Genomic DNA, 23296 nt, shown 5'->3' with positions numbered 1-23296 from the left:
CGTCAGCCCTTGGTGCCACCGGCGGTGAGGCCGGAGACGAGGTGCCGCTGGGCGACCATGAACACCAGGCCGGCCGGGATGGTGACCAGCACCGCCGCCGCCGTCAGGTACTCCCACTGCGGGTTGAACTGCGGCACGAACTGCTGGAGCCCGTACGCCAGGGTGAACTTGTTGTCGGTCTGGATGAACGCCGACGCGTACGCCACCTCGCCCCAGGCGGTGAGGAAGGTGTAGAAGGCGGTCACCGCCACGGCCGGGCGGGCCAGCGGCAGGATGATCCGCCAGAAGATGGTGAAGGGGCCACAGCCGTCCAGCGCCGCCGCCTCGTCCAGCGAGGTGGGGATGGAGTCGAAGTAGCCCTTCAGCATCCAGGCACAGAACGGCACCGCGATGGTCAGGTACGCGATGATCAGCGCCGGCAACGTGTTGATCAGCCCCAACCGCGCCATGATCGTGTAGATCGGCACGATCAGGATGGCCACCGGGAACATCTGGGTGACCAGGAAGACCAGCATCAGCGGACGGCGGCCCGGGAAGTTGAACCGGGACACCGCGTAGCCGGTGGTGGCCGAGAAGAAGATGCCGATGAGCATGGTGAACGCCGCGACGATCACCGAGTTCAGCAGCCACTTCGGGAAGTTGGTGTCGAACAGCACGTAGCTGTAGTTGGCCAGGGTCGGGTCCTTGACCAGCGTCAGGTCGCTGCTCTGCACCGCGTACCCGGGCTTGAACGACGACAGCAGCACCCAGGCGATCGGGGCGATCGCGATCAGCGACGCGAGGATCAGCGACGCGTGCAGCAGCAGGGACGTCGCCGGGCTGCGCCCGCTGCGTCCGGGCCGCTTGGCGGCACGGGTCTTGACGGCACCGACCGCGGCGGGAGTCGCCGCCACCGGCGTTGTCAGCTGGCTCATGTCACCACACCTCGCCTTGCTTGCGCAGGATCCGCCGGTAGAACACGGAGAACACCAGCAGGATCGACAGGATCAGCACGCCGTAGGTGGAGGCGAGCGAGTAGTTGCGGATGCCCTCGAACGCCGCCCGGTAGGCGCCGGTCACCAGGATCTCGGTCTGCCCGGCCGGCTGCCCCTCGGTCACCAGGAAGATGATCGGGAACATGTTGAACGTCCAGATGGTGCCGAGCAGGATCACCGTCATGCTGACCGAGCGCAGGCCCGGCAGCGTGATGTTGCGGAACCGCTGCCACGGCGAGGCGCCGTCGATCTCGGCGGCCTCGTACAGCTCACCCGGAATCGTCTGCATGCCACCGAGCAGGGCGACCATCATGAACGGCACGCCGAGCCAGATGTTGGTGACGATCGCGGTGAACAGTGACGTCCACTGGTTGGCGAACCAGTCGACCGGATCGATGCCGAGCGACGAGAGCAGCGAGTTCGCCAGGCCGAAGCGCTCGTTGAAGATGAACTTCCAGGCGAAGGCGCTGACGAAGGCCGGCACCGCCCAGGGCAGCACCAGCAGCACCCGGTAGAGGCTACGGCCCCACATCGGGCGGTTCAGCATCACGGCCAGGCCGAGGCCGAGGCCGTAGTGGAAGACGACACAGGCCACGGTCCAGATCAGCGTGATGCCGGTCCACTGCCAGAAGTCCCCGACGTTGCCGCCCAGGACGTTGATGTAGTTGTCGAGACCGACGAACTCCCACTTGTTGGGGTTGTCGTTGCAGACCTCGCTGCCGGTGATCGACTTGGTGCAGATCTCGGCGGCCTGGTTGGCCTCGGTGAGGTTGGTGAGGGAGAGCCAGACCCCGCGGAAGAGCGGGTAGAAGATCAGGACCGCCAGGACGATGACGACGGGCAGGACCATCGCCCAGGCGTACCAGTGCTTGTCCCAGCTGCGTCGGAGCCGGGAGGGTGGTGCGGAGCGGCGGCCGGACGGCGCGGCTTTCGGCGCCGGATCGGCTGTCACAGTGCTCATCAGCTGTGCTCCAAGGGGAGAGTCCTGGAAGGGTCCGGTGACCGTGAGGTCACCGGACCCTGCCGGATGCCGAAGGTGGTCGCCGGCCGCTGCCAGCGCCTACGGTCGGGTCAGAGCCCGTAAGAGGGAACGACCTCGGCCTTGTACTTCTTGGCGACCTCGTCGAGCGCGGCCTTCGGGTCCTTGTTCTGGATCAGGACCTCGGTGGCCATCTGGTCCAGCGGGCCGAAGAACTGGCCGGCCTCGGGGATCCACGGACGACCCACGGCGCTCTCGACGACCGGCTGGTACGCCGCGACGATCGGGTTGTTCTTGACCGCGTCGAGGTTGTAGGCCGACTTGCGGGTCGGCAGCAGGCCCAGCTTCTCCGACAGGAACGCCTGGGACTCGGCGGAGCTCATGAACTTCACGAAGGCGACGGCCGCGTCGATCTTCTCCTGCGGCATGCCGGACCAGATCGTGTAGTTGTGGCCACCGACCGGGCCGCCGGCCTTGGCGGAACCGCCCGGAACCGGGGCGATGCCGAGGTTCTCCAGGCCACCGAAGCCCGGCGCCTGCTTGACGTTGTTGACCTCCCACGGGCCGTTGATGACCATGGCGACCTTCTTCTCCTTGAAGAGGGTCATCATGGTGCCGTAGGAGTCGTTGGCGGACGGCTTGGCGGCCGCACCGCTGGCGATGAGGTCCTTGGCGACCTTCAGCCCGGCGACGTTCTGCTCCGAGTTGATGGTGATCTTCTTGCTCTGGGTGTCGACCAGGTCGCCGCCCTCGCCGTACATGAACGGCAGCAGGAAGTAGCCGGCCGGGTTGATGTAAACACCCTCGGCGCCGGTCTTCTGCTTGATGGTCTGCGAGGCGGTCTTCAGCTCGGCCCAGGTCTTGGGCGGCGAGGTGATGCCGGCCTTGGTCAGCAGTTCCTTGTTGTACATGAGCGACAGGGTGTCGGTCACCTGCGGAACGCCGTAGGTCTTGCCGTCGAACTTGTTCGAGGCGAGCGGGGTCTCCAGGAAGTCCGACTCGTCGCTGAGCAGCTCGGAGCCGTCCAGCGCGTACAGGTAACCGAGGGAGGCGAACTCCGGCACCCAGGCGACCTCGGCCCGGAGGATGTCCGGCGCGCCCGTCTTGGCCTGCGCGGCGGTCTTGAACTTGTTCTGGGCCTCACCGAACGGGACCGACTGGTAGTTGACCTTGACGTTCGGGTAGGTCTGGTTGAACTTGGCGATCAGCTCCTGGAACGCCGGACCCTCGTTCTTCGGGTCGGACGTGTCCCACCAGGTGAGTTCGGCCTTGAGAGCTGTGGGATCCGCCTTCGGCGTCTCCTCCGCGGCCTTGTCGTCCCCGCCACAGGCGGCGAGGGCGAAAGCAAGGGTGGTGGAGGCGAGAACGGCGATCCCCTTGGCTGTGCGACGCATGTTCGCTCCTAGATTGCCTGCCGGGTATCGGCGCGACGGTAGCAAGAAGTTTCGGGATTAGAAACCCCTTGCGAACGTCCTTGCAACAACCGAGCCCGTCTTGTCATCTGACGATGCCTCTCATGGGGCCTTTGGGACAAACCCACAGGGCTCGACGTGGCCAACATCCCACCTCGGTGACCGACCCGAGACCGTACGTCACCTGCCCGTCCACCACGGAGGCTCATGCGCGGCGGTATCGACCGGCCGGCCGGCCTCGCCGGACGACACCTACCGATCATGGTCTGCTCGAATCTGCAAGAACTTGCCGACCACTGCGCAAGAACTATCCGGTGAGCTACAGTGCCGACCATGCGCGCTCGTCTGTCCGACATCGCCCAGCAGGCCGAAGTCAGCGAGGCCACGGTGTCGCGGGTGCTCAACGACCGCCCGGGAGTGGCCCCTGAGACCCGGCAGGCCGTCCTGACCGCCCTCGACGTGCTCGGCTACGAGCGCCCGGCCCGCCTGCGCAAGCGCAGTGCCGGCCTGGTGGGCCTGGTCGTCCCGGAGCTCGACAACCCGATCTTCCCGGCCTTCGCCCAGATCATCGAGTCGGCCCTGGCCCCCACCGGGTTCACCCCCGTGCTCTGCACCCAGACCCCGGGCGGCGTCCGCGAGGACGAGTACGTCGAGATGCTGCTCGACCGCCAGGTCTCCGGCATCGTGTTCGTCTCCGGCCTGCACGCCGACACCGCCGCCGACCACGACCGCTACCGCACGCTGCTCGCCCGCCCGCTGCCCATCGTGATGATCAACGGTTACGCGCCCGGCATCTCGGCGCCCTTCGTCTCCTGCGACGAGCGGGAGGCGGCCGACCTGGCCGTCGCCCACCTGGTCGCCCTGGGGCACCGCCGGATCGGCCTGATCACCGGCCCGGACCGGTTCGTGCCGGTGCAGCGCAGGGTCGCCGGCTACCTGGCGACCATGAAGCGCCTCACCGACGTCACCGACGCCGAGCTCTCCGAGCTGACCGAGCTGTCCCTGTTCGGCGTGGAGGGCGGCGAGGCGGCCGCCGCACGGCTGCTCGACCGGGGCGTCACCGGCATCGTCTGCGGCTCGGACCTGATGGCCCTCGGCGCCATCCGGGCCGCTCGCCAGCGCGGCCTGTCCGTTCCGGCCGACCTGTCCGTGGTCGGCTACGACGACTCCCCGCTGATGGCCTTCACCGACCCGCCGCTGACGACCATGCGCCAGCCGGTGACGGCCATGGCGGTGGCCGCGGTGCGCGCCCTGGTGGACGAGATCAACGGCCACGCCTCCCCGCACTCGGAGTACCTCTTCCGCCCGGAACTGGTGGTGCGCGGCTCCACCGCCGTCGCCCGCGTGGCAGCCGGGTCGGACGACGGCCGGGCACGCCAGCGACCCGCGCCGTCCGCGCTCGCCGTCTCCGCCTGAGCCTCGCCCCGCCGCCCAGGCTCCGCCACGCCGCCCGGCGTTCGGAGCGAGGCGTCCGCCGGCCGGAGCGCCTCCTCCCGAGTTCGGACACCGGTGGCGCGCGCTGTCGAGCTGAGTCATCAACGACATCCGGCGCCGACCAGCGCCGCCGCAACACCCGCACCCGCCGGTCCGACCGGTCCCCGCACCCGCCGGTCCCACATCCATCGGCCCACCGCGCCGCCGGTCCGACCTCCACCGGTCGGTACCACGACGTCCGAAACAGTCGACCGCCCGCGCGGACCGGCCGATCCATCGCCGACATCAGCTCGATGGCGCCCGAGCGCCGGGTGCCGACCCGGTGCGGTACCGGCGGGTAGCGTGACGGCTGTCATTTCTTGCGCAAGCGTTGCTTGACTCTTGCAGCACGTGAGCGGCATTCTTCTCAGACACCCGCGTGCCACCACCCGGCCGCGCCGCAGTGCCGCACACCCGAGCCACAGAACGGGGAACGCCTCCGATGAACGTCAGCAACCCCACGCCGCTGACCTCCGACGACGACTGGTGGCGCTCCGCGGTCGTCTACCAGGTGTACGTCCGCAGCTTCGCCGACTCGAACTCCGACGGCATCGGAGACCTGCAGGGCATCCGGGAGCGCCTGCCGTACCTGCGTGACCTCGGGGTCGACGCGCTCTGGTTGACCCCGTTCTACACCTCGCCGATGGTCGACGGCGGCTACGACGTGGCCGACTACCGCGACGTCGACCCCATGTTCGGCACCCTCACCGACTTCGACAACATGATCACCGACGCCCACGCGCTGGGCCTGCGGATCATCGTCGACCTCGTACCGAACCACACCTCCGACGCGCACCCCTGGTTCCAGGCCGCCCTGGCCGCCGGCCCCGGCTCGCCCGAGCGGGAGCGCTACCTCTTCGCCGAGGGGCGGGGCGAGAACGGCGAGGAGCCCCCGAACGACTGGGAGAGCATCTTCGGGGGGCCGGCCTGGACGCGACTGCCGGACGGCCAGTGGTACCTGCACCTGTTCGACCCGGCCCAGCCCGACCTGAACTGGCGCAACCCCGAGGTGCGCGCCGAGTTCGAGGAGGTGCTGCGCTTCTGGCTGGACCGCGGGGTCGACGGCTTCCGGATCGACGTGGCGCACGGAATGATCAAGGCCGAAGGGCTGCCGGACGTCGGCTTCAGCACGATGACGACCGGCCAGCGTCAGGTGGAGTTGCTCGGCAAGGGCCGGCTCCCCTACTTCGACCAGGACGAGGTGCACGAGATCTACCGGGCCTGGCGGCCGATCCTGGACAGCTACCCCGGCGGCCGGATGGCCGTGGCCGAGGCGTGGGCGGAGACCCCGCAGCGGCTGGCCCGCTACATCGGGGCGGACGAGCTGCACCAGGCGTTCAGCTTCGACTTCCTCGACGCCACCTGGTCCGCCGACTCGTTCCGCAAGGTGATCGACACCGCGCTCGCCGAGTCGACCATCGTCGGTGCGCCGACCACCTGGGTGCTGTCGAACCACGACAAGCAGCGGCACGTCACCCGCTACGGCGACGGCGCCGAGGGACTTCGCCGCGCTCGCGCCGCGTCCCTGCTCATGCTGGCCCTGCCCGGCTGCGCGTACCTCTACCAGGGCGAGGAACTGGGCCTCCCGGAGGTGCTGGACCTGCCCGACGAGGTGCGGCAGGACCCGCAGTTCCTGCGTACCGGCGAAAGCCGCGACGGCTGCCGGGTGCCGATCCCGTGGAGCGGCGAGCTGGCCCCGTACGGCTTCGGTCCGGAGGGCAGCGAGCTGAGCTGGCTGCCGGCCCCCGCGACCTGGCGTGCCCTCTCGGTGGCCGCCCAGGCCGGCGAGCCCGGCTCGACCCTGGAGCTCTACCGCGCGGCGCTGCGGGTCCGGCGCTCGCACCCGGCGCTGTCCACCGGCGCGTCGGGCATCACCTGGCTGGAGACCGGGCCCGGCGTGCTCGCCTTCAGCCGCAACGCCGGCGAGGCGGTGCTGACCTGTGTGGTCAACATCAGCGGCGCGCCGGCCCTGATCGACGGGTACGGCGAACCGGTCGTGGCCAGCGAGGCGCTCACCGGGCAGGGCTCCGGCCACCTGCTCCCGGTCGACGCGGCCGCCTGGTTCGAACGCCGCTGAGCGGGTAACCCGTCATCGACCTGGTCGTCCGTTGTGCTCCGCGCCGACGGGCGACTGGGCTACCGACCCCTTGTGGTGGGGGGTGAGGTGGCGTCGGCGCCTCGCGGAGCACGCTCCGTGTGGCGCCGACGTTCCATCTCGGGACGTCAGTCCGTCCGACCGGTCAGCCTCTCCGCGATCCGGCCGAAGCCGGCGCGCAGCTCCGCCTCGGAGGGCGGGGGCAGCGGTTCGAGGTGGTCCTCGGCGGCCGCCGCCTCCAGCTCCTCGTCGATCGTGTCCTCGTAGTCGCCGTAGAGGTCGGCGTCGTCGACCCGGGCAACCTCGTCCTCGGCGGCGATCTGGGCGGCGGCGATCTCGCCGCGGATCTCCTCCGCCGACACCGCCGGCAGCAACGGCTCGACCACCGCCATCAGCTGCTCCTCGGCGACGACCGCCTCGGCCAGCGCGAGCGCATGGGGTCGCTCGTACGGCCCGCAGACCACCGGCTCCCACTCGTCGGCGTCGCCGAGCGGGCCGAAGGTGATGATCCACGGCAGGCCGAGCATCGGCGAGTCTTCCGGCAGGTCGAGTGTCACGAGAGCGCCCACGCGCTCATCATGGTCCCCCGGCGCGGGGGCGCGGGGGCGGATCGGCGCGATTGTGGTGATCGACTCCGCGTCCCGGGCGGAACGGTCACCCGCGCCGGCCGGCGTCCAGCGCCGCGCGTACGAGATCCAGCGCCGCCTCCGGCGGGATGCCCAGCCGGGCGGCCTCCGCCGCGTAGTCGGCCGCCGCCCGGTGCAACCGGTCGCGTGCGTCGTCGCGGCCGGGTGCGACGACCGTGCCGTGCCGCCCCCGGGTCTCTACCAGGCCGGCCGCCTCCAGCTCACGGTAGGCGCGCGCGACGGTGTTCACCGCCAGGTCCAGGTCCGCGGCGAGCTGCCGCACCGTGGGCAGCCGCGTGCCGACCGGCAGCCGCCCGTCCCCCACCTGCGCCGCGAGCTGCGCGCGCACCTGCTCGTACGGGGGCACCGGCGAGCCCGGGTCGACCGAGAGCCGCACGGCTCCTCCCTTCCCGCCGGTCACCCGGCGCCGCCCGGGGCGCCCGGGTCGGTGTCCACGTCCAGGTCGACCGGTGCGGGGCCCTCGGCCAGATCGACCACCCGCCCCCGGCGGCTGGTGGCGGCGAGCGCCGCGCCGAAGAGCACGAGCTGGTTGAGCAGGTACAGGTAGAGCAGCAGACCGACGGCGCCGGCCACGACGGTGTACGCGGGGTTCCGCTCGGTCCGGACCACGTAGTACCGCCCGACCGTGTTGAGCAGGGTGATGCCGACCGCGACGAAGAGCACCACCGGCCGCAGCCGGGACCGGCTCATGCGGAGCCGCGGCACCGCCACCAGCAGCAGGGTGGCGAGCACCGCGTTGACCACCACGCTGAGCACCGCGCTGACCGTGGTCAGGCCGACCGAGCCGGTGCTGCGCAGCAGGAAGCCCAGCAGCGACTCCAGCGCGTCCACGGCGGCCACCGACAGGCCCAGCAGGACGAACACCAGGAGCAGCACGCCGAGGTCGACCAGCCGCCGGATCACCAGGTTGCCGGGTTGCTGGTTGAGGCCGTACATGAGCCGCTGCGAGGAGCGGATCGCCTCCACCCAGCCGATGCCGGTGAACGCCAGGATGACCAGGCCGATCACGCCGACGGTGCCGCTGCTCTCCTTGATCTGCACCGGGTCCAGGAACGGCAGGTTCTCCCGCAGGAAGTCGGCCACCGCCTCGTAGACCTCGGGGCTGCTCCCCAGGACCGTACCGAACACCCAGTACCCGACCAGCGCGAGCGCGAAGACCGCGAAGAACCCGTAGTAGGCGATGGCCGCGGCCAGCCGGAAGCCCAGCACGTCGTTGTAGAGCACGCCGGCTCGCCACACATGGTCGAAACGGCCCGAGCGGCGGCGCACCGCGCTGATCCGTCGGTCAAGGGCGGCCTCGATACGGCCGAACGCGTTCACGCCGTCATCCTTGCCGATCCGACCCGTAACGGGTCAGCCGCCGAGCCGGAAGTCCCGGCGCGGCTGCCAGCGGGCCGCACCGCTGTGGGAGAAGAGGGTGAACGCCTCCACCTCGAACATGGCCGAGAAGTCGGCCAGGTCCTCGTACGCCTTGTCCAACGCCTCCGGCGCGACGTCCTGGGCGACGGTGACGTGCGGGTGGTACGGGAAGCGCGTCTCCCGGTGCAGTTCGGGAGCGGCCCTGATCGCGGCGGCCAGCAGCTCGCACTCGCTGATCCCGGCGGCGACCGCCACGAAGACCACCTGGGTCACCGGCCGGAAGGTGCCGGTGCCCCGCAGGTGCAGGCTGAACGGCAGGTGGGCGGTGGCGACCGCGCCGAGGTGCCGTTCCACCGCCGGCAGCGTCGCCACCGGGATCTCGGTGGGCCCGAGCAGCGTCACGTGCGCGGGCACGGCCTGCGGGTCGCCCGCCTCGACCCGGCGGCGGGTCAGGAAGCTGCCCCACGGCTCCGGGATGTCGACGGCGATGCCGATCTGGATGGTGTCACCGGCCGTCGCCGGCGTCCCTTCTCCGCGGTCCACGCTGCCCGCCACCCCTTCGGCCACCGACCCTCCACCTCGCCCGTACGCCGCGGCTATTCGCCGCGCACCGGCGGGAAGAAGCCCACCCGCTCGTACGCGGTGCGCAGCGTCGCCGCGGCGACCGTGCGGGCCTTCTCCGCACCGGCGGCGAGCAGCTTGTCGAGCTGCGCCGGGTCGTCGAGGTAGCCCCGGGTGCGCTCCTGGACCGGAGTGACGAACTCCCGGACCACCTCACCGAGATCCTTCTTCAGGTCGCCGTAGCCCTTGCCGGCGTACGCGCCGACGAGGTCGTCGATGCTCCGCCCGGAGAGCGCCGAGTAGATCGTGAGCAGGTTGGAGACGCCCGGCTTCGTCTCGGTGTCGAAGACGATCTCGCGGCCGGTGTCGGTGACCGCCGAGCGGATCTTCTTCGCCGAACGGGCCGCGTCGTCCAGCAGGTTGACGATGCCGGCCGGCGACGACGAGGACTTCGACATCTTGGCGGTCGGGTCCTGGAGGTCGGTGATCTTCGCGGTGTCCTTGACGATGTGCGGCGCGGGCACCGTGAAGGTGGGGCCGAACAGCGAGTTGAACCGCTGCGCCAGGTCGCGGGACAGCTCCAGGTGCTGACGCTGGTCCTCGCCGACCGGCACCGCGTGCGCCTGGTAGAGCAGGATGTCGGCGGCCTGCAGGATCGGGTAGGTGAAGAGGCCCACGCTGGACCGCTCGTTGCCCTGCTTCTGCGACTTGTCCTTGAACTGGGTCATCCGGCCGGCCTCGCCGAAGCCGGTGATGCAGGACAGGACCCAGGCGAGCTGGGGGTGCTCGGGCACCTGGGACTGCACGAACAGCGTGCAGCGCTCCGGGTCCAGACCGACGGCGAGGAGCTGCGCGGCGGCCGTCCGGGACCGCTGCCGCAGCGACGCCGCGTCGTGCCCGACGGTGATCGCGTGCAGGTCCACCACGCAGTAGAACGCGTCGTGGGTCTCCTGCAACGCCACCCAGTGCCGGATCGCGCCCAGGTAGTTGCCGAGGTGGAACGAGTCGGCCGTCGGCTGGATACCGGAGAACACGCGCGGGCGGGCGGGTACGTCGGACATGCCGGCAATTCTGTCAGCAACACCCGGCGTACGTCATGACGGGCCGGCGGGTCGACCACCGCCGACCGCCGTCGGCGCGGTGACCTCGCGCCTCGGTTCGGGAGGACGCCCGACGGAGACCGCGAGCCGGGCCACCCGGCGGCCCTCCAGCTCCATGACCCGCAGCAGCCAGCCGTCCGCCCCCTCGGCCGGCTCCGGCGTGCCGTTGCCGACCGGCTCGACCGCCACCGGCACCTCGTCGCCGGCGACGGGCAGGCGACCCAGCGACGCCATCACGAAGCCGCCGACCGTCTCGTACGGGCCGACGGGCAGCGCCACGCCGGTCCGCTCGGCGAAGTCGGCGAGGTTCAGCCGGCCGTCCACCTCGGCGGGCAGGCCGACGTGCACCGGGTCGGGCGGGGCGTCGTACTCGTCGTGGATCTCCCCGATCAGCTCCTCGATCAGGTCCTCCAGGGTGACGATGCCGGCGGTGCCGCCGTACTCGTCGACCACGACCGCGAGGTGGTGGCGCTCCCGGCGCATCTCGCTCAGCGCGGCGAGCACCCGCTTGCTGCCGGGCAGCTGTTTGACCTCCCGGGTCAGCTCGCCGACCGTGGTGCACGGGTGGAGGTCGGGGCGGAGCAGCACGTCGCGCAGGTGCACGAAGCCGACGACGTCGTCGTGGGTGCCGTCGACGACGGGGTAGCGGGTGTGCGTCTCGACGCGTACCAGCCGCTCGGCGTCGGTGATGGTCAGGCCGGCGGAGAGGAACACCACCTCGGTGCGGGGCACCATCACCTCACGGACCATCTTGGCGCCGGCCACCAGCACCTCGTCGATGATCCGGCGCTCCACCGGGTCCAGGACGGTGTTGGCGGCGACCAGGTCGCGCAGCTCGTCCTCGCTGATCCGCTCCCGGCCGGCCGCCGGACTGGCTCCGAGCAGGTCGGTGACCAGCCGGGTCGCGCCGTCGGCGGCGCGGACCACGATCCGTGCGATACCCCGGGCCAGCGGACCCGGCGCACGGCGTGGTCGCCCCCGCGACCGCCGCCGGAGCCCGGGACCGCGCGCTTCCCGCATGAGAAGGATGGTAGACACCACGCCGCATTCCGGGCGCGCAATGTTCGGCTCTGTTTAATCGTGAGACTTTATGATGGAATGGTGGCGGGGTGACGCCAAGCCCCGGCACAGTCGGCGGCCGTAGGGTGATCACCACACGGTCGCGACCGAGGCGGCCAGGCAGGAGGAGACCGTGAAACTGCTCGTCACCGGTGGCGCCGGCTTCATCGGCAGCGTGGTGACCCGGATGCTGCTCGACGCCGGCCACGAGGTCGTCGTCCTGGACGACCTGCGCACCGGGCACCGGGAGGCGCTGGCCCCTGAGGCGGCCCACGTCGAGGCCTCCCTCCACGACGCCGCCCAGGTGCTCACCCCCGACGCCGGCTTCGACGGCGTCCTGCACTTCGCCGCCCTGATCGCCGCCGGCGAGTCGATGGTCAAGCCGGAGCTGTACTGGCGGACCAACACCATCGGCTCCCTCGCGCTGATCGACGCGGTCCGCGCCGCCGGGGTGCCGAAGCTGGTCTTCTCCTCCACCGCCGCCGTCTACGGCAACCCGATCGAGCTGCCCATCCCGGAGACCGCCGTGAAGGCCCCCACCAACACGTACGGGGCCACGAAGCTCGCCGTCGACATGGCGCTCACCTCCGAGGCGATCGGGCACGGCCTCGCCGCCGTGTCGCTCCGCTACTTCAACGTGGCCGGCGCGCACCTCGACGGCGACATCGCCCTCGGCGAGCGACACGACCCGGAGACCCACCTCATCCCCATCGCGCTGGAGGTCGCCGCCGGCCGGCGGGAGAAGCTCCAGCTCTTCGGCGACGACTACCCCACCGTCGACGGCACCTGCGTCCGCGACTACATCCACGTCGCCGACCTGGCCCGCGCACACCTGCTCGCCCTGGACGCCGCCACGTCCGGGCAGCACCGCATCTACAACCTGGGCAACGGCAACGGCTTCACCAACCGCCAGGTCGCCGACGTGGTCCGCGAGGTCACCGGGCACCCGCTCCCGGTGGAGGTCGCGCCCCGCCGCGAGGGCGACCCGGCAGAGCTGGTCGCCTCGTCCCGCCTGGCCCGCGAGGAGCTGGGCTGGGTGCCGCAGAAGCCGACCCTGCACGACATGGTCGGCGACGCCTGGTCCTTCTACCGCACCCACGTACTGGAGGGCCGGTGACCGACCACTCCGCCGGTCCGGCGCCGACCGACGTCGCCGACCGCGCCACCGCAGGCTTCCGTCGGGAGTACGCCGGGGAGCCCACCGGCCGCTGGGCGGCTCCCGGGCGGGCCAACCCTGTCCCTGCGTACCGTGGCCGCCGCCGCGCCGCAGCCCGGACAGACGTGGACGGTCTGGTCGGAGCTGTCCGGCGAGACCGTCACCTTCGGCGCCGACGAGGTCGCCGCGCCCGGCCGGGTCAAGGGCTGGGCCGCGTACGTGGCCGGGGTGGTGTGGGCGCTGCGCGACGCCGGCCACACCGTCCAAGGTGCCCGGCTGGCGATCGCCTCCGACGTGCCGCTCGGCTCCGGGCTCTCCTCCTCGGCCGCCCTGGAGGCCGCCGTGCTGGCTGCCCTGGTCGACCTCGGCGGGCTCGACCTGCCCACCGAGCGACAGCCCCGGCTCGCCCAGCGCGCCGAGAACGTCTACGTGGGCGCGCCGACCGGGATCATGGACCAGTCGGCGGTGATCCGCTGCCGGGAGGGGCACGCCCTCTTCCTCGACTGCCGGGACGAGTCGATCGAGCAGATCCCCTTCGATCTCGCCGCCGCCGGCCTGGCCGTGCTGGTCGTCGACAGCCGGGCACCGCACCGGCACGCCGACGGCGAGTACGCGGCCCGCCGCCGCTCCTGCGAGCAGGCCGCCGCACAGCTCGGGGTGTCGGCCCTGCGGGACGTGGAGGTGGCCGGGCTCGACGACGCCCTGGCGCGGCTCGACGACCCGGAGACCCGCCGCCGGGTCCGGCACGTGGTCACCGAGAACCAGCGGGTGCTCGACACCGTGGCGCTGCTGCGCGCCGGCCGGGTCCGCGAGATCGGCCCGCTGCTGACCGCCTCCCACGCCTCCATGCGGGACGACTTCGAGATCACCGTGCCCGAGATCGACACCGCGGTCGACGCGGCGCTCGCGGCCGGCGCGCTCGGTGCCCGGATGACCGGTGGCGGCTTCGGCGGCTGCGTTCTCGCCCTGGTCGACGCCGACCGCGCGGACACCGTCGCCGACGCGGTCACCGCCGCGTACGCCGAGCGCGGCTTCGCCGCCCCCGGCCACGTCACGGTCCTCCCGTCCCCCGGCGCCACCCGCCTACCGTGAAAGGAAGGGCCCCCTCTTAACGCCTGCGGTAGAGGAAGGGCCCCTTCTTAACACGAGCCGGGCGGACGGCCGGCCGACAGCCGGAACAACGGAACAGTGGCCTCACCCAACGGGTGAGGCCACTGCTCCGTGTAGCGGGATCGAACGCGTCGGTCAGCTGGCCTCGACGATCATGGCCGCGCCGACCGTACGGTTGGTGGCCTCGTCGATGATGACGAAGCCGCCCGTCGTCCGGTTGCGCCGGTACTCGTCCGCGAGCAGCGGCACGGTCGTCCGCAGCCGCACCCGGCCGATCTCGTTGAGCCGCAGCTCGGTGGCCGACTCGTCGCGGTGCAGCGAGTTGACGTCCAGCCGGTAGTGCAGCCCGCGCACGATCGCCCGCGCCGACCGGGTGGTGTGCTTGATGGCGTACCTGCCGCCGACCTGCAACGGCCGCGTCTCGTCCATCCAGCAGACCATCGCCTCGATGTCCTGCGCGACGGTGGGCGCGTTGTTCGGGCGGCAGATCAGGTCGCCCCGCGAGATGTCGATCTCGTCTTCCAGGCGTACGGTCACCGACATCGGCGGGAACGCCTCGGCGACCGGGCCGTCGGCGGTCTCCACCGCGGCGATCCGGCTGGTGAAGCCGGACGGCAGCACCATCACCTCGTCGCCGGCCTTCAGCACGCCGGAGGCGACCTGACCGGCGTAGCCCCGGTAGTCGGTGACGGTCGTCGACTGTGGCCGGATCACGTACTGCACCGGGAACCGCACGTCGACCAGGTTCCGGTCGCTGGCGATGTGCACCCGCTCCAGGTGGTGCAGCAGCGACGGCCCGTCGTACCAGGGCATGTTCTCCGACCGGGAGACGATGTTGTCACCGCGCAGCGCGGAGATCGGCACCACCGTCAGGTCCGGAGCGTCGAGCTTCGCGGCGAACGCGGTGAACTCGTCCGCGATCTGCTCGAACACCTCCTGGGACCAGTCCACCAGGTCCATCTTGTTGACGCAGAGGACCAGGTGCGGCACCCGCAGCAGCGAGCAGAGGAACGCGTGCCGACGGGACTGCTCGACCAGGCCCTTGCGGGCGTCGACCAGGATCAGCGCCAGGTCGGCCGTGGAAGCCCCGGTGACCATGTTCCGCGTGTACTGGGTGTGCCCCGGCGTGTCGGCGATGATGAACTTCCGCCTCGGCGTGGCGAAGTAGCGGTACGCCACGTCGATCGTGATGCCCTGCTCCCGCTCGGCCCGCAGGCCGTCGGTCAGCAGCGCCAGGTTCGTGTACTCGTCACCCCGGGCCGCGCTGACCGCCTCGACGGCGGCGAGCTGGTCGGTGAAGAGCGACTTCGTGTCGTACAGCAGCCGGCCGATCAGGGTCGACTTGCCGTCGTCGACGCTGCCGGCGGTGGCGAAGCGCAGCAGGTCCATCGGTCGGGCCTCCGTCGCGTTCGCGCCGGCCGGGGCCACGGTCTCGATGCTCATCAGAAGTAGCCCTCCCGCTTGCGGTCCTCCATGGCGGCCTCGCTGACCCGGTCGTCACCACGGGTCGCGCCCCGCTCGGTGATCCGGGTGGCCGCGACCTCCTCGATGACCTTCTCGACCGTGTCGGCGTCGGAGCGGACGGCCGCCGTGCAGGACGCGTCACCCACGGTCCGGTAGCGCACCTGCGCCTTGAACCGCTCCTCCCCCGCCCGGGGGTGGAAGAACTCGTTGACCGCGTACAGCATCCCGTCGCGCTCGACGACCTCGCGCTGGTGCGCGTAGTAGATCGGCGGCAGCGGGATCCGCTCCCGGGCGATGTAGTGCCAGATGTCCAGCTCGGTCCAGTTGGACAGCGGGAACACGCGGATGGACTCGCCCGGGTGGTGGCGCCCGTTGTAGAGCGACCACAGCTCGGGCCGCTGGTTCTTCGGGTCCCACTGGCCGAACTCGTCGCGGAAGCTGAACACCCGCTCCTTGGCGCGGGCCTTCTCCTCGTCGCGCCGGGCGCCGCCGAAGAGCGCGTCGAAGCGGTGCTTCTCCACCGCGTCGAGCAGCACCGGCGTCTGGATCCGGTTGCGCATCCCATCGGCCGACTCACGGACCAGCCCGCGGGCCAGCGCCTCCGGCACGCTCGCCACGACCAGCTGCAGGTTCAGTTCGGCCACCCGCTGGTCCCGGTACTCCAGGACCTCCGGGAAGTTGTGGCCGGTGTCCACGTGCATGACCGGGAAGGGGATGTTCGCCGGGGCGAACGCCTTCTGTGCCAGCCGCAGCATGACAATCGAGTCCTTGCCGCCGGAGAAGAGCAGCACCGGCCGCTCCATCTCGGCGACCACCTCGCGCATCACGAAGACGCTCTCGGCCTCCAGCGCGTCGAGGTGCGACACCTGGTAGGCGGCGGGCGAGGTCATGACACCGGCTCGATTCGCAGGCTCATTTCCAGACCTTTCCGGTCGGGCATGTGAAGAAACAGCGGTCAGACTACTTGGAATGCTCTTGCAGCGCCGCAAGCAACCGACTGGCGAGATCCTTCCGGCAGACCAGGAGGTCCGGCAGGCGCGGATCCGCCTCGTTGTATCTCAGCGCAGAACCGTCGATCCGGGAAGCGTGCAGTCCGGTGGCCGTCGCCACAGCGACCGGAGCCGCCGAGTCCCACTCGTACTGGCCGCCCGCGTGGATGTAGGCGTCCACCTCACCGGTGATCACCGCTGCGATCTTCGCGCCGGCCGACCCCATCGGCACCAGGTGCGCCCCGACGTCCTCCGCCAGGTCGGTCAGGAACACCGGCGGCCGGCTCCGGCTCGCCGCCAGGCGGATGGTCCGCCCGCCGCCCGCGGTCGCCGCCTCCAGCGTCATCGGGGGGTACGCGGGCGGGTAGTCCGTGCCCAACACCCGATGCTGCGCCGGCAGGCCCACCGCACCCGCGACCAGCCCGTGCGGGGTGGGCGAGTTCCGCGCCCACAGCGCCACGTGCACCGCCCAGTCCGAGCGGCCCTCCTCGGAGAACTCCCGCGTGCCGTCCAGCGGGTCGACGATCCACACCCGGTCGGCATCCAGCCGGGACACCGACCCCGCCGACCGCGAGCCCTCGTCCTCCTCGGAGAGGACCGCGTCGCCCGGACGCCACGTCGCCAGCTCGGTACGGATCAAGTCGTGCGAGACCTTGTCACCCGCCGACTTCAGCGCCGCCGCGTCGGCGAAGCCCAGCTCGCTCCGCAGGTCGAGCAGCGCCTGCCCGGCGCGGGCCGCCAGCCAGCGGGCGAACGCACCGTCGATCATCGGAGGACTGCCCATGCCCCTGCTCCCGTCGCCACACCACGGTCCACCTCGTCGCCCCGCACCGGCAGCCCTCGACGCCGCCGGCCGTGCCAGACGCCCGAAGCGCGCACATTACCGGCTGCCGGCCCCCGCCGGACATGCCCCCGCCCCGCTCAGCCGCCGTGGTAGAGGTTCTGCGTCGGCTCCACGCCCTTGACGACCACCGACTCCACCACATCGGCGGCCCGGTCCACCAGGAAGTCGAGCTCCTTGCGCTCCGCGGCGCCGAAATCCGACAGTACGTAGTCCGCCGGATCCTGCCGGCCCGGCGGCCGACCGATCCCGAACCGGACCCGGACGTACTCCTTGGTGCCCAACGACTTCGTCATCGACCGCAGGCCGTTGTGGCCGCCCTCGCCGCCACCGCACTTCACCCGAACCTGCCCGTACGCGATGTCCAGCTCGTCGTGCACCGCGATCACCTGGCCCGGCGGCACCTTGTAGAACTGCGCCAGGCTGGCCACCGGCCCACCCGAGAGGTTCATGTAGGTCAACGGCTTCACCAGCACCAGTTTCGGGCCGCCGAAGCCGAGCCGGCCCTCGGCGACCTCCGCCACCGCCCGCTTGTGCCGGCCGAACTTCGCACCGACCCGACCGGCCAGCAGCTCCGCCACCATGAAACCGACGTTGTGCCGGTTGCCGGCGTACTCCCGGCCCGGGTTGCCCAGGCCGACCACCAGCCACGGCCCCGTCTCGTCCGTCACCGTCCGTCCCTTCCCGCTCTCGCCCGGCGGACGTCGCCGCCCTCCCTGGTCGCCACCGCACGCGCGCAGGGGTCGACCCCCGCCGCCGGCAACCCCGATCCCGCTCCGGTACGCCGACAGGCGCCCCCGGGAGCCGGGGACGCCTGTCGCAGCGCAGCGGGACCGATCAGGCCTCGGTCTTCGCCTCGGTGGTCTCCTCGCCCGCGGCGGCCGGAGCCTCGGCGCCCTCGGACGACTCGGTCTCCTCGCCGACGCCGGCCTCGGCCTCGTCGGCGGCCTCCTCGACCTCGGGGAGGGTGGCCTCGAGCTGCTCGGCGGTCGGCGCGGCGGTCACCGAGGCGACCGTCTGGCTCGCGTCGGCGGCCAGCTCGACACCGGCGGGCAGCTCCACGTCGGCGGCGGTGACCTGGCTGCCGGCCTCCAGGCCCTCGATCGAGGCCTCGAGGTGGTCCGGAACCTTGGTGGCGTCGGCGGTCACCGACAGCGTGTCGTGGTCGTGCACGATCAGGGTGTCCCGCGCGGCGTCACCGGTCAGCTGGACCGGAACCTCGACGGTGACCTTCTCGCCGCGGCGGACCAACAGCAGGTCCACGTGCTCGAAGGTGTCCTTGATCGGGTCACGCTGGATCGCCTTCGGCAGCGCCAGCACCTGGGTGCCGTCGCTGACCTCGATCGCGAAGAGCTGGTTCGCGCCGCCCTTGCGGATCGCGGCCGCGAACTCACGGGCCGGGAGCGCGATGTGCTTGGGCTTCTCGCCGTGGCCGTACAGCACGGCGGGCACCTTGCCGGCCCGGCGGGTACGACGGGCACCACCCTTGCCGAACTCGGTACGGGGCTCGGCGCTGATCTTTACCTCGGACACGGGGAAACTCCTGATGCTTTCGCTGCGGCGGCTTGTCGTCTTGCGGTGCTGGGGCGAGGGGCTCGCTGGGGCTCATGCGTCATGAACGACTGCCCGGAGCACCGCGTCGATGACGGCGCCTCCGTGCGGTGCTTTTCAGCGGCCCGCCGGGCACCCTCGCCGTGGCAACCGCACCAGTCTACCCGAGCCGATTCCCGGGTCTCCGGCAGTCCCCACTATCACCGTCCGGCCTCGCTCGCAGGGCGAAAACGGCGACCGACGGGCGGTCACCGCCGCCCGTCGGACCGCCACGGCCGGGGTGCTCCGCGCGCCCCGGCCCTGGCCGTCACCTCGTCAGCTCAGGCCGCCGAACAGGGTCGTCACCGAACCGTCGTCGAAGACCTCGCGGATGGCGCGGGCCAGCAGCGGCGCGATCGACAGCACGGTCAGCTTGTCCAACTGCTTCTCCGGCGGCAGCGGGAGCGTGTTGGTCACCACGACCTCGCTGATCGGGCTGTTCTTCAGCCGCTCGGTCGCCGGGTCGGAAAGCAGCGCGTGGGTGGAGGCCACGATGATCTCCGCCGCGCCGGACTCCTTCAGGATGTCGGCGGCCTTCGTGATCGTGCCACCGGTGTCGATCATGTCGTCGACGATCAGGCAGATCCGGCCCTCGACCTCACCGACCACGCGGTTCGCCACCACCTGGTTCGGCTTCAGCGGGTCGCGGGTCTTGTGGATGAACGCCAGCGGGCAGCCGCCCAGCCGGTCCGTCCAACGCTCGGCCACCCGCACCCGGCCCGAGTCCGGCGCGACCACGGTCATCGGCCGGCCGGCGTACTTGTGCTCCACGTACTCGGCCAGGATGTCCATCGCGAACAGGTGGTCCACCGGCCCGTCGAAGAAACCCTGGATCTGCGCGGTGTGCAGGTCCACGGTGAGGATCCGGTTCGCACCGGCCGTCTTCAACAGGTCCGCGATCAGCCGCGCCGAGATCGGCTCCCGGCCGCGGTGCTTCTTGTCCTGCCGGGCGTACGGATAGAACGGCAGGACGACCGTGATCCGTTTCGCCGAACCCCGCTTCAGCGCGTCGACCATGATCAGGGTCTCCATGACCCACGTGTTGACGCCGTGCGTGACCGACTGCACCACGAACGCGTCCGAACCACGGACCGAGTCCTTGAACCGTACGAAGATCTCGCCGTTGGCGAACTCGTACGCGTCGGCCGGCGTCGGCGCGACGCCGAGCACCTCGCCGATCTCCTTCGCCAACTCCGGAAAACCACGTCCGGAGAAGAGCATCAGGCTCTTGCGATTTTCCGCGACGATGCTGCCCATGGGCCCGTCTGCTCCCGTTGGTCGGTGGTACCCGGCACGGTGGTGGTGGGCCGGGGACTAGTCGGTTGCAGTATCTCCCGCGCCGGACGCCGGGCCCACCGCCTCCGTGTCCCCGTGGATTGCCTCACCTTCACTTGCCGTCAACCCCGCGTTCGACGCACCCTCGGCGGCCCGCCGGGCCCGCTCGGCGGCCTCCGCGGCGGCCGTGCCGGCCCGCCGCTTGGTCACCCAGCCCTCGATGTTGCGCTGCCGGGCCCGGGCCACGCCCATCGCGCCCGGCGGCACGTTCTCGATGATCACCGAACCGGCCGCCGTGTACGCCCCGTCGCCCACCTCCACCGGGGCGACGAACATGTTGTCCGCCCCGGTACGGGCGTGGCTGCCGATCACCGTGCGGTGCTTGCGCACACCGTCGTAGTTCACGAACACCGACGCCGCGCCGATGTTGCTCTGCTCGCCGATCGTCGCGTCACCGACGTACGTCAGGTGCGGCACCTTCGAGCCGACGCCGATCTCCGAGTTCTTCACCTCGACGAATGTGCCGACCTTGGCCTGCTCGGCCAGCCGGGCCGCCGGCCGCAGGTACGCGTACGGGCCCACGCTGGCGTTCGGGCCGACCTCGGCGCCCACCGCGTGGCTGCGGATCACGGTCGCGCCCGCCCCGACCACCGTGTCGACGAGCGTCACGTCCGGCCCGACCAGCGCGCCGGTGCCGATGACCGTGCCGCCGCGCAGCTGGGTGTTCTGGTCCACCACCGCGTCCCGGTCCAGCGCCACGGTCACGTCGATCCAGGTCGTCGCCGGGTCGAGCAGGCTGACCCCGGTGCGCATCCACGCCTCGTTGACCCGGTCGCGCATCAGCCGGCGCAGCGCGGCCAGCTCCACCCGGTCGTTGCAGCCCAGCGTCTCCGCGTGGTCGGCCGCCACGTGCACGCCCACCGGCTCACCGGCCGAGACGAGCAGGCCGAACACGTCGGTCAGGTACTCCTCGCCCTGGTCGTTGTCGGTGGAGAGCTTGCCCAGCGCGTCCCGCAGCCGGGCGACGTCGAAGGCGTAGATGCCGGCGTTGATCTCCCGGATCGCCCGCTGCGCCTCGGTGGCGTCGCGCTGCTCGACGATCCGCTCCAGCCGCCCGTCGGCGTCGCGCACGATCCGGCCCAGACCGCTCGGGTCGGGCACCTCGGCCGCCAGCACGGTCGCCGCCGAGCCGGCGCCCTCATGCGCCTCCACCAGCGCGTTCACCGTCTCCGCGCGGAGCAGCGGGACGTCGCCGTTGAGCACCACGACGGTGCCGGTCGCGTCCGGCACGGCGTCCAGCGCGATGCGGACCGCGTGACCGGTGCCGAGCTGCTCGGCCTGGAGCACCGCGGTGGCGGCGGGGGCGATCTCGGTCAGATGGGCCCGCACCTGGTCGGCGCCGTGGCCCACCACGACCACCGTGCGATCCGCGGCCAACGGCGCGGCCGCGGTCAGCACGTGACCGACGAGCGTACGACCGAGCAGCGGGTGCAGCACCTTGGGCAGGGCCGACTTCATCCGCTTGCCCTCACCGGCGGCGAGCACGACAACGGTGCGGAGGTGGGGCTGGGACACGACGTGGGCTCCCGTCGGGACGGCGACAGTCTCGCGGTCATGCTAACCACGCGGCTGGTTGCCGCTGCCCGTAACCCCAGCAAGCAATCGGACTTATGGGGACAGCTCGGCCGCCAGGGTTCGAACCTGAAATACGGGTACCAAAGACCCGGGTGTTGCCAATTACACCACGGCCGAAGGATCGTCAACAGCTTAGCGCCTACCCCGAGGGGAGACGAAGTTCGTTTCCCACGCCGCCCGTCGATCGGACACCGCGCGGTAAAGCGAAGACTCGTCGGCGAGGTTACCTGGCAGTATGGCCGGGTGACCGGCAAGATCCCACGACCGGGCGTCATCGGGCGCCCACGAGGTGACGACATGGCGGATGGTCCGGGCGACGAGAGCACCCCGCGCCGGCGCCGGGCCGGACCCGCGCCGGCGAAACCGTCCCGCGTTCGGATGTCGGCCGCGCAGCGCCGCGAGCAGTTGATCTCGATCGCCCGGCAGATCTTCGCCGAGCGCGGGTTCGACGCCACGTCGATCGAGGAGATCGCGGCACGCGCGAAGGTGTCCAAGCCGGTGGTGTACGAGCACTTCGGCGGCAAGGAGGGCCTGTACGCGGTCGTGGTGGACCGGGAGGTTCGCAGTCTGCTGGACCGGATCAGCACCGCGCTGACCGCCGGACATCCCCGGGAGCTGCTGGAGCAGGCCGCGCTGACCCTGCTGACGTACATCGAGGAGGAGACGAGCGGTTTCCGGGTGCTGGTGCGGGAGTCGCCGCTGCTGTCGGCGACGGGCAACTTCAGCAGCGTGATGAACGACGTGGCCCACCAGGTCGAACACATCCTGGGCGCCGAGTTCTCCAGCCGGGGGTACGACCCGAAGCTCGCGGAGCTGTACTCGCAGGCGCTGGTGGGGATGGTGGCGTTGACCGGCCGGTGGTGGCTGGAGGTCCGCAAGCCCCGCAAGGAGACGGTCGCCGCGCACCTGGTCAACCTGGCGTGGAACGGGCTGTCGCACCTGGAGGCGAAGCCGGGCCTGATCACCGTGCGGGGGCGCTGACGCGCGGGCGACGACCCTCAGCGGGTCTGGGGTTCGCGGACCGGGTGGTTACGGTTGCGCCGCTCGGCCTCGGCGTGCTCCTCGGGGCCGACCTTGTCGTACAGGCCGGTGCCGAGCAGGACCAGCCCGAAGATCATCGACACGATGACGGTCGACATCGAGAAGTTGAGGAAGTTGGCCGACGTCTGGAGCACGGACATCATCAGGATGCTGGTGACCAGGAAGACGATGCCGGCGGTCAGGTTCATGTAGTGGCCGAGGTTGCCCCGGCGGGACGCACCCACCATGAGCACGATCCCGAAGGCCACGGAGGCCAGCGAGAACGCGAGGTTCGTGCGGAGTCCGAGCGCCCAGTTGTCGCCCCGGTCGAAGAGCGGGTCGCCGATGGTCAGCACGACGCCCCACACGCCGAAGACCAGGATGTAGAGGCCGATGAGTCCGGCGAGGACCCGGTAGATCGGCCGCGCCGGGTGGTTGACCGGAAAGTGCGCCATGACGCCTCCGCCCCAGTGATGGCAATCGAGAGGATTGTCTCCTGGGGATGGGGCCGATGTCGTCGAATCGCCGGAGCCCGACCCGCGCGGCGGTCGGCAGAC

Annotated in this window: 21 protein-coding genes, 1 tRNA gene and 1 pseudogene; 5 read left to right on the top strand and 18 right to left on the bottom strand. The window is 71.1% G+C overall.

Going from position 1 to position 23296, the window contains the following annotated elements; translation table 11 throughout:
* Positions 1 to 2 precede the first annotated feature (2 nt).
* The 3 genes from ACTMSW_RS00795 to ACTMSW_RS00785 all read right to left on the bottom strand — a co-directional run bounded on the left by ACTMSW_RS00795 (position 3) and on the right by ACTMSW_RS00785 (position 3347).
* On the bottom strand, positions 3 to 914 hold the full coding sequence (locus ACTMSW_RS00795) for a sugar ABC transporter permease (RefSeq protein ID WP_441178431.1): 912 nt from the start codon (positions 912 to 914) through the stop codon (positions 3 to 5).
* A gap of 1 nt (position 915) precedes the next feature.
* Positions 916 to 1935: a carbohydrate ABC transporter permease gene (locus ACTMSW_RS00790; RefSeq protein WP_441178430.1), complete on the bottom strand. Its 1020-nt coding sequence runs from the start codon at positions 1933 to 1935 to the stop codon at positions 916 to 918.
* Positions 1936 to 2045: 110 nt separating this feature from the next.
* A complete protein-coding gene (locus tag ACTMSW_RS00785) occupies positions 2046 to 3347 on the bottom strand; it encodes an extracellular solute-binding protein (protein ID WP_441178428.1) in 1302 nt (433 codons plus the stop codon).
* A 351-nt stretch (positions 3348 to 3698) separates the two neighbouring features.
* Here ACTMSW_RS00785 and ACTMSW_RS00780 point away from each other — a divergent pair, with 351 nt between their 5' ends.
* Positions 3699 to 4781: a LacI family DNA-binding transcriptional regulator gene (locus ACTMSW_RS00780; protein WP_441178427.1), complete on the top strand. Its 1083-nt coding sequence runs from the start codon at positions 3699 to 3701 to the stop codon at positions 4779 to 4781.
* 499 nt (positions 4782 to 5280) lie between these two features.
* The gene (locus tag ACTMSW_RS00775) at positions 5281 to 6915 is read left to right on the top strand and encodes a glycoside hydrolase family 13 protein (protein ID WP_441178425.1); all 1635 of its coding nucleotides are present in this window, start codon (positions 5281 to 5283) and stop codon (positions 6913 to 6915) included.
* Between the two features lie 146 nt (positions 6916 to 7061).
* On the opposite strand, the gene ACTMSW_RS00770 is transcribed toward ACTMSW_RS00775, so the two are convergent.
* The 6 genes from ACTMSW_RS00770 to ACTMSW_RS00745 form a co-directional block, all read right to left on the bottom strand.
* Positions 7062 to 7502 (bottom strand): hypothetical protein, encoded by a 441-nt coding sequence (locus ACTMSW_RS00770; protein ID WP_441178424.1) that lies wholly within the window; start codon positions 7500 to 7502, stop codon positions 7062 to 7064.
* An 85-nt stretch (positions 7503 to 7587) separates the two neighbouring features.
* Positions 7588 to 7956: a GntR family transcriptional regulator gene (locus ACTMSW_RS00765; protein WP_441178423.1), complete on the bottom strand. Its 369-nt coding sequence runs from the start codon at positions 7954 to 7956 to the stop codon at positions 7588 to 7590.
* A 20-nt stretch (positions 7957 to 7976) separates the two neighbouring features.
* A complete protein-coding gene (locus ACTMSW_RS00760) occupies positions 7977 to 8900 on the bottom strand; it encodes a YihY/virulence factor BrkB family protein (protein WP_441178421.1) in 924 nt (307 codons plus the stop codon).
* 33 nt (positions 8901 to 8933) lie between these two features.
* Positions 8934 to 9506 carry a 2'-5' RNA ligase family protein gene (locus ACTMSW_RS00755; RefSeq protein WP_441178420.1) on the bottom strand — a complete coding sequence of 191 codons (573 nt, stop codon included), beginning with the start codon at positions 9504 to 9506 and terminating at the stop codon, positions 8934 to 8936.
* 29 nt (positions 9507 to 9535) lie between these two features.
* The gene (gene trpS / locus ACTMSW_RS00750) at positions 9536 to 10561 is read right to left on the bottom strand and encodes a tryptophan--tRNA ligase (RefSeq protein WP_441178419.1); all 1026 of its coding nucleotides are present in this window, start codon (positions 10559 to 10561) and stop codon (positions 9536 to 9538) included.
* A 33-nt stretch (positions 10562 to 10594) separates the two neighbouring features.
* Positions 10595 to 11620 (bottom strand): hemolysin family protein, encoded by a 1026-nt coding sequence (locus ACTMSW_RS00745; RefSeq protein ID WP_441178418.1) that lies wholly within the window; start codon positions 11618 to 11620, stop codon positions 10595 to 10597.
* A gap of 172 nt (positions 11621 to 11792) precedes the next feature.
* Here ACTMSW_RS00745 and galE point away from each other — a divergent pair, with 172 nt between their 5' ends.
* Both galE and galK read left to right on the top strand, forming a co-directional pair.
* A complete protein-coding gene (gene galE, locus ACTMSW_RS00740; protein ID WP_441178417.1) occupies positions 11793 to 12776 on the top strand; it encodes a UDP-glucose 4-epimerase GalE in 984 nt (327 codons plus the stop codon).
* Positions 12773 to 13907: pseudogene (gene galK / locus ACTMSW_RS00735) on the top strand (galactokinase). The gene galE and the pseudogene galK overlap by 4 nt, the downstream one beginning before the upstream one ends.
* Positions 13908 to 14060: 153 nt before the next feature.
* Here galK and cysN read toward each other — a convergent pair.
* The 8 genes from cysN to ACTMSW_RS00695 form a co-directional block, all read right to left on the bottom strand.
* Positions 14061 to 15368, bottom strand: coding sequence for a sulfate adenylyltransferase subunit CysN (cysN, locus tag ACTMSW_RS00730; protein ID WP_441178416.1), 1308 nt, complete (start codon positions 15366 to 15368; stop codon positions 14061 to 14063).
* Complete coding sequence (gene cysD / locus ACTMSW_RS00725) at positions 15368 to 16279, bottom strand: sulfate adenylyltransferase subunit CysD (RefSeq protein WP_441178415.1); 912 nt, start codon at positions 16277 to 16279, stop codon at positions 15368 to 15370. Before cysD ends, cysN begins: the two co-directional genes overlap by 1 nt.
* A 70-nt stretch (positions 16280 to 16349) precedes the next feature.
* Positions 16350 to 17162: a 3'(2'),5'-bisphosphate nucleotidase CysQ gene (locus tag ACTMSW_RS00720; RefSeq protein ID WP_441178414.1), complete on the bottom strand. Its 813-nt coding sequence runs from the start codon at positions 17160 to 17162 to the stop codon at positions 16350 to 16352.
* Between the two features lie 137 nt (positions 17163 to 17299).
* Positions 17300 to 17890 carry an aminoacyl-tRNA hydrolase gene (gene pth, locus ACTMSW_RS00715; RefSeq protein ID WP_441178413.1) on the bottom strand — a complete coding sequence of 197 codons (591 nt, stop codon included), beginning with the start codon at positions 17888 to 17890 and terminating at the stop codon, positions 17300 to 17302.
* 166 nt (positions 17891 to 18056) lie between these two features.
* The gene (locus tag ACTMSW_RS00710; protein WP_441178412.1) at positions 18057 to 18752 is read right to left on the bottom strand and encodes a 50S ribosomal protein L25/general stress protein Ctc; all 696 of its coding nucleotides are present in this window, start codon (positions 18750 to 18752) and stop codon (positions 18057 to 18059) included.
* Between the two features lie 333 nt (positions 18753 to 19085).
* Positions 19086 to 20066, bottom strand: a complete 981-nt coding sequence (locus ACTMSW_RS00705; protein ID WP_441178411.1) for a ribose-phosphate diphosphokinase — start codon at positions 20064 to 20066, stop codon at positions 19086 to 19088.
* Positions 20067 to 20123: 57 nt separating this feature from the next.
* Entirely contained in the window at positions 20124 to 21659 is a 1536-nt protein-coding gene (gene glmU, locus ACTMSW_RS00700; protein ID WP_441178410.1) for a bifunctional UDP-N-acetylglucosamine diphosphorylase/glucosamine-1-phosphate N-acetyltransferase GlmU, read from the bottom strand.
* A gap of 105 nt (positions 21660 to 21764) precedes the next feature.
* Positions 21765 to 21836 (bottom strand) — tRNA-Gln (locus ACTMSW_RS00695).
* Between the two features lie 180 nt (positions 21837 to 22016).
* Between ACTMSW_RS00695 and ACTMSW_RS00690 the strand changes: the two genes are divergently transcribed.
* Entirely contained in the window at positions 22017 to 22700 is a 684-nt protein-coding gene (locus ACTMSW_RS00690) for a TetR/AcrR family transcriptional regulator (RefSeq protein ID WP_441178409.1), read from the top strand.
* A gap of 17 nt (positions 22701 to 22717) precedes the next feature.
* On the opposite strand, the gene ACTMSW_RS00685 is transcribed toward ACTMSW_RS00690, so the two are convergent.
* Positions 22718 to 23194, bottom strand: a complete 477-nt coding sequence (locus ACTMSW_RS00685; RefSeq protein ID WP_441178408.1) for a DUF4383 domain-containing protein — start codon at positions 23192 to 23194, stop codon at positions 22718 to 22720.
* Positions 23195 to 23296 lie beyond the last annotated feature (102 nt).

The organism is Micromonospora sp. BQ11 (assembly GCF_052068135.1).
Lineage (GTDB): Bacteria > Actinomycetota > Actinomycetes > Mycobacteriales > Micromonosporaceae > Micromonospora.
The sequence above is the reverse complement of the archived record's forward strand: the minus strand, read 5'-3'. Positions and strand labels throughout refer to the sequence as shown.

What these genes read in the sequence shown, in the direction of transcription:
- ACTMSW_RS00745 (WP_441178418.1), bottom strand. Translation starts at nt 11,620, where the DNA reads ATGCGGGAAGCGCGCGGTCCCGGGCTCCGGCGGCGGTCGCGGGGGCGA.
- ACTMSW_RS00790 (WP_441178430.1), bottom strand. Translation starts at nt 1,935, where the DNA reads ATGAGCACTGTGACAGCCGATCCGGCGCCGAAAGCCGCGCCGTCCGGC.
- trpS (WP_441178419.1), bottom strand. Translation starts at nt 10,561, where the DNA reads ATGTCCGACGTACCCGCCCGCCCGCGCGTGTTCTCCGGTATCCAGCCG.
- ACTMSW_RS00785 (WP_441178428.1), bottom strand. Translation starts at nt 3,347, where the DNA reads ATGCGTCGCACAGCCAAGGGGATCGCCGTTCTCGCCTCCACCACCCTT.
- ACTMSW_RS00795 (WP_441178431.1), bottom strand. Translation starts at nt 914, where the DNA reads ATGAGCCAGCTGACAACGCCGGTGGCGGCGACTCCCGCCGCGGTCGGT.
- cysN (WP_441178416.1), bottom strand. Translation starts at nt 15,368, where the DNA reads ATGAGCATCGAGACCGTGGCCCCGGCCGGCGCGAACGCGACGGAGGCC.
- ACTMSW_RS00780 (WP_441178427.1), top strand. Translation starts at nt 3,699, where the DNA reads ATGCGCGCTCGTCTGTCCGACATCGCCCAGCAGGCCGAAGTCAGCGAG.
- cysD (WP_441178415.1), bottom strand. Translation starts at nt 16,279, where the DNA reads ATGACCTCGCCCGCCGCCTACCAGGTGTCGCACCTCGACGCGCTGGAG.
- ACTMSW_RS00720 (WP_441178414.1), bottom strand. Translation starts at nt 17,162, where the DNA reads ATGGGCAGTCCTCCGATGATCGACGGTGCGTTCGCCCGCTGGCTGGCG.
- ACTMSW_RS00775 (WP_441178425.1), top strand. Translation starts at nt 5,281, where the DNA reads ATGAACGTCAGCAACCCCACGCCGCTGACCTCCGACGACGACTGGTGG.
- ACTMSW_RS00685 (WP_441178408.1), bottom strand. Translation starts at nt 23,194, where the DNA reads ATGGCGCACTTTCCGGTCAACCACCCGGCGCGGCCGATCTACCGGGTC.
- ACTMSW_RS00690 (WP_441178409.1), top strand. Translation starts at nt 22,017, where the DNA reads ATGGCGGATGGTCCGGGCGACGAGAGCACCCCGCGCCGGCGCCGGGCC.
- ACTMSW_RS00705 (WP_441178411.1), bottom strand. Translation starts at nt 20,066, where the DNA reads ATGGGCAGCATCGTCGCGGAAAATCGCAAGAGCCTGATGCTCTTCTCC.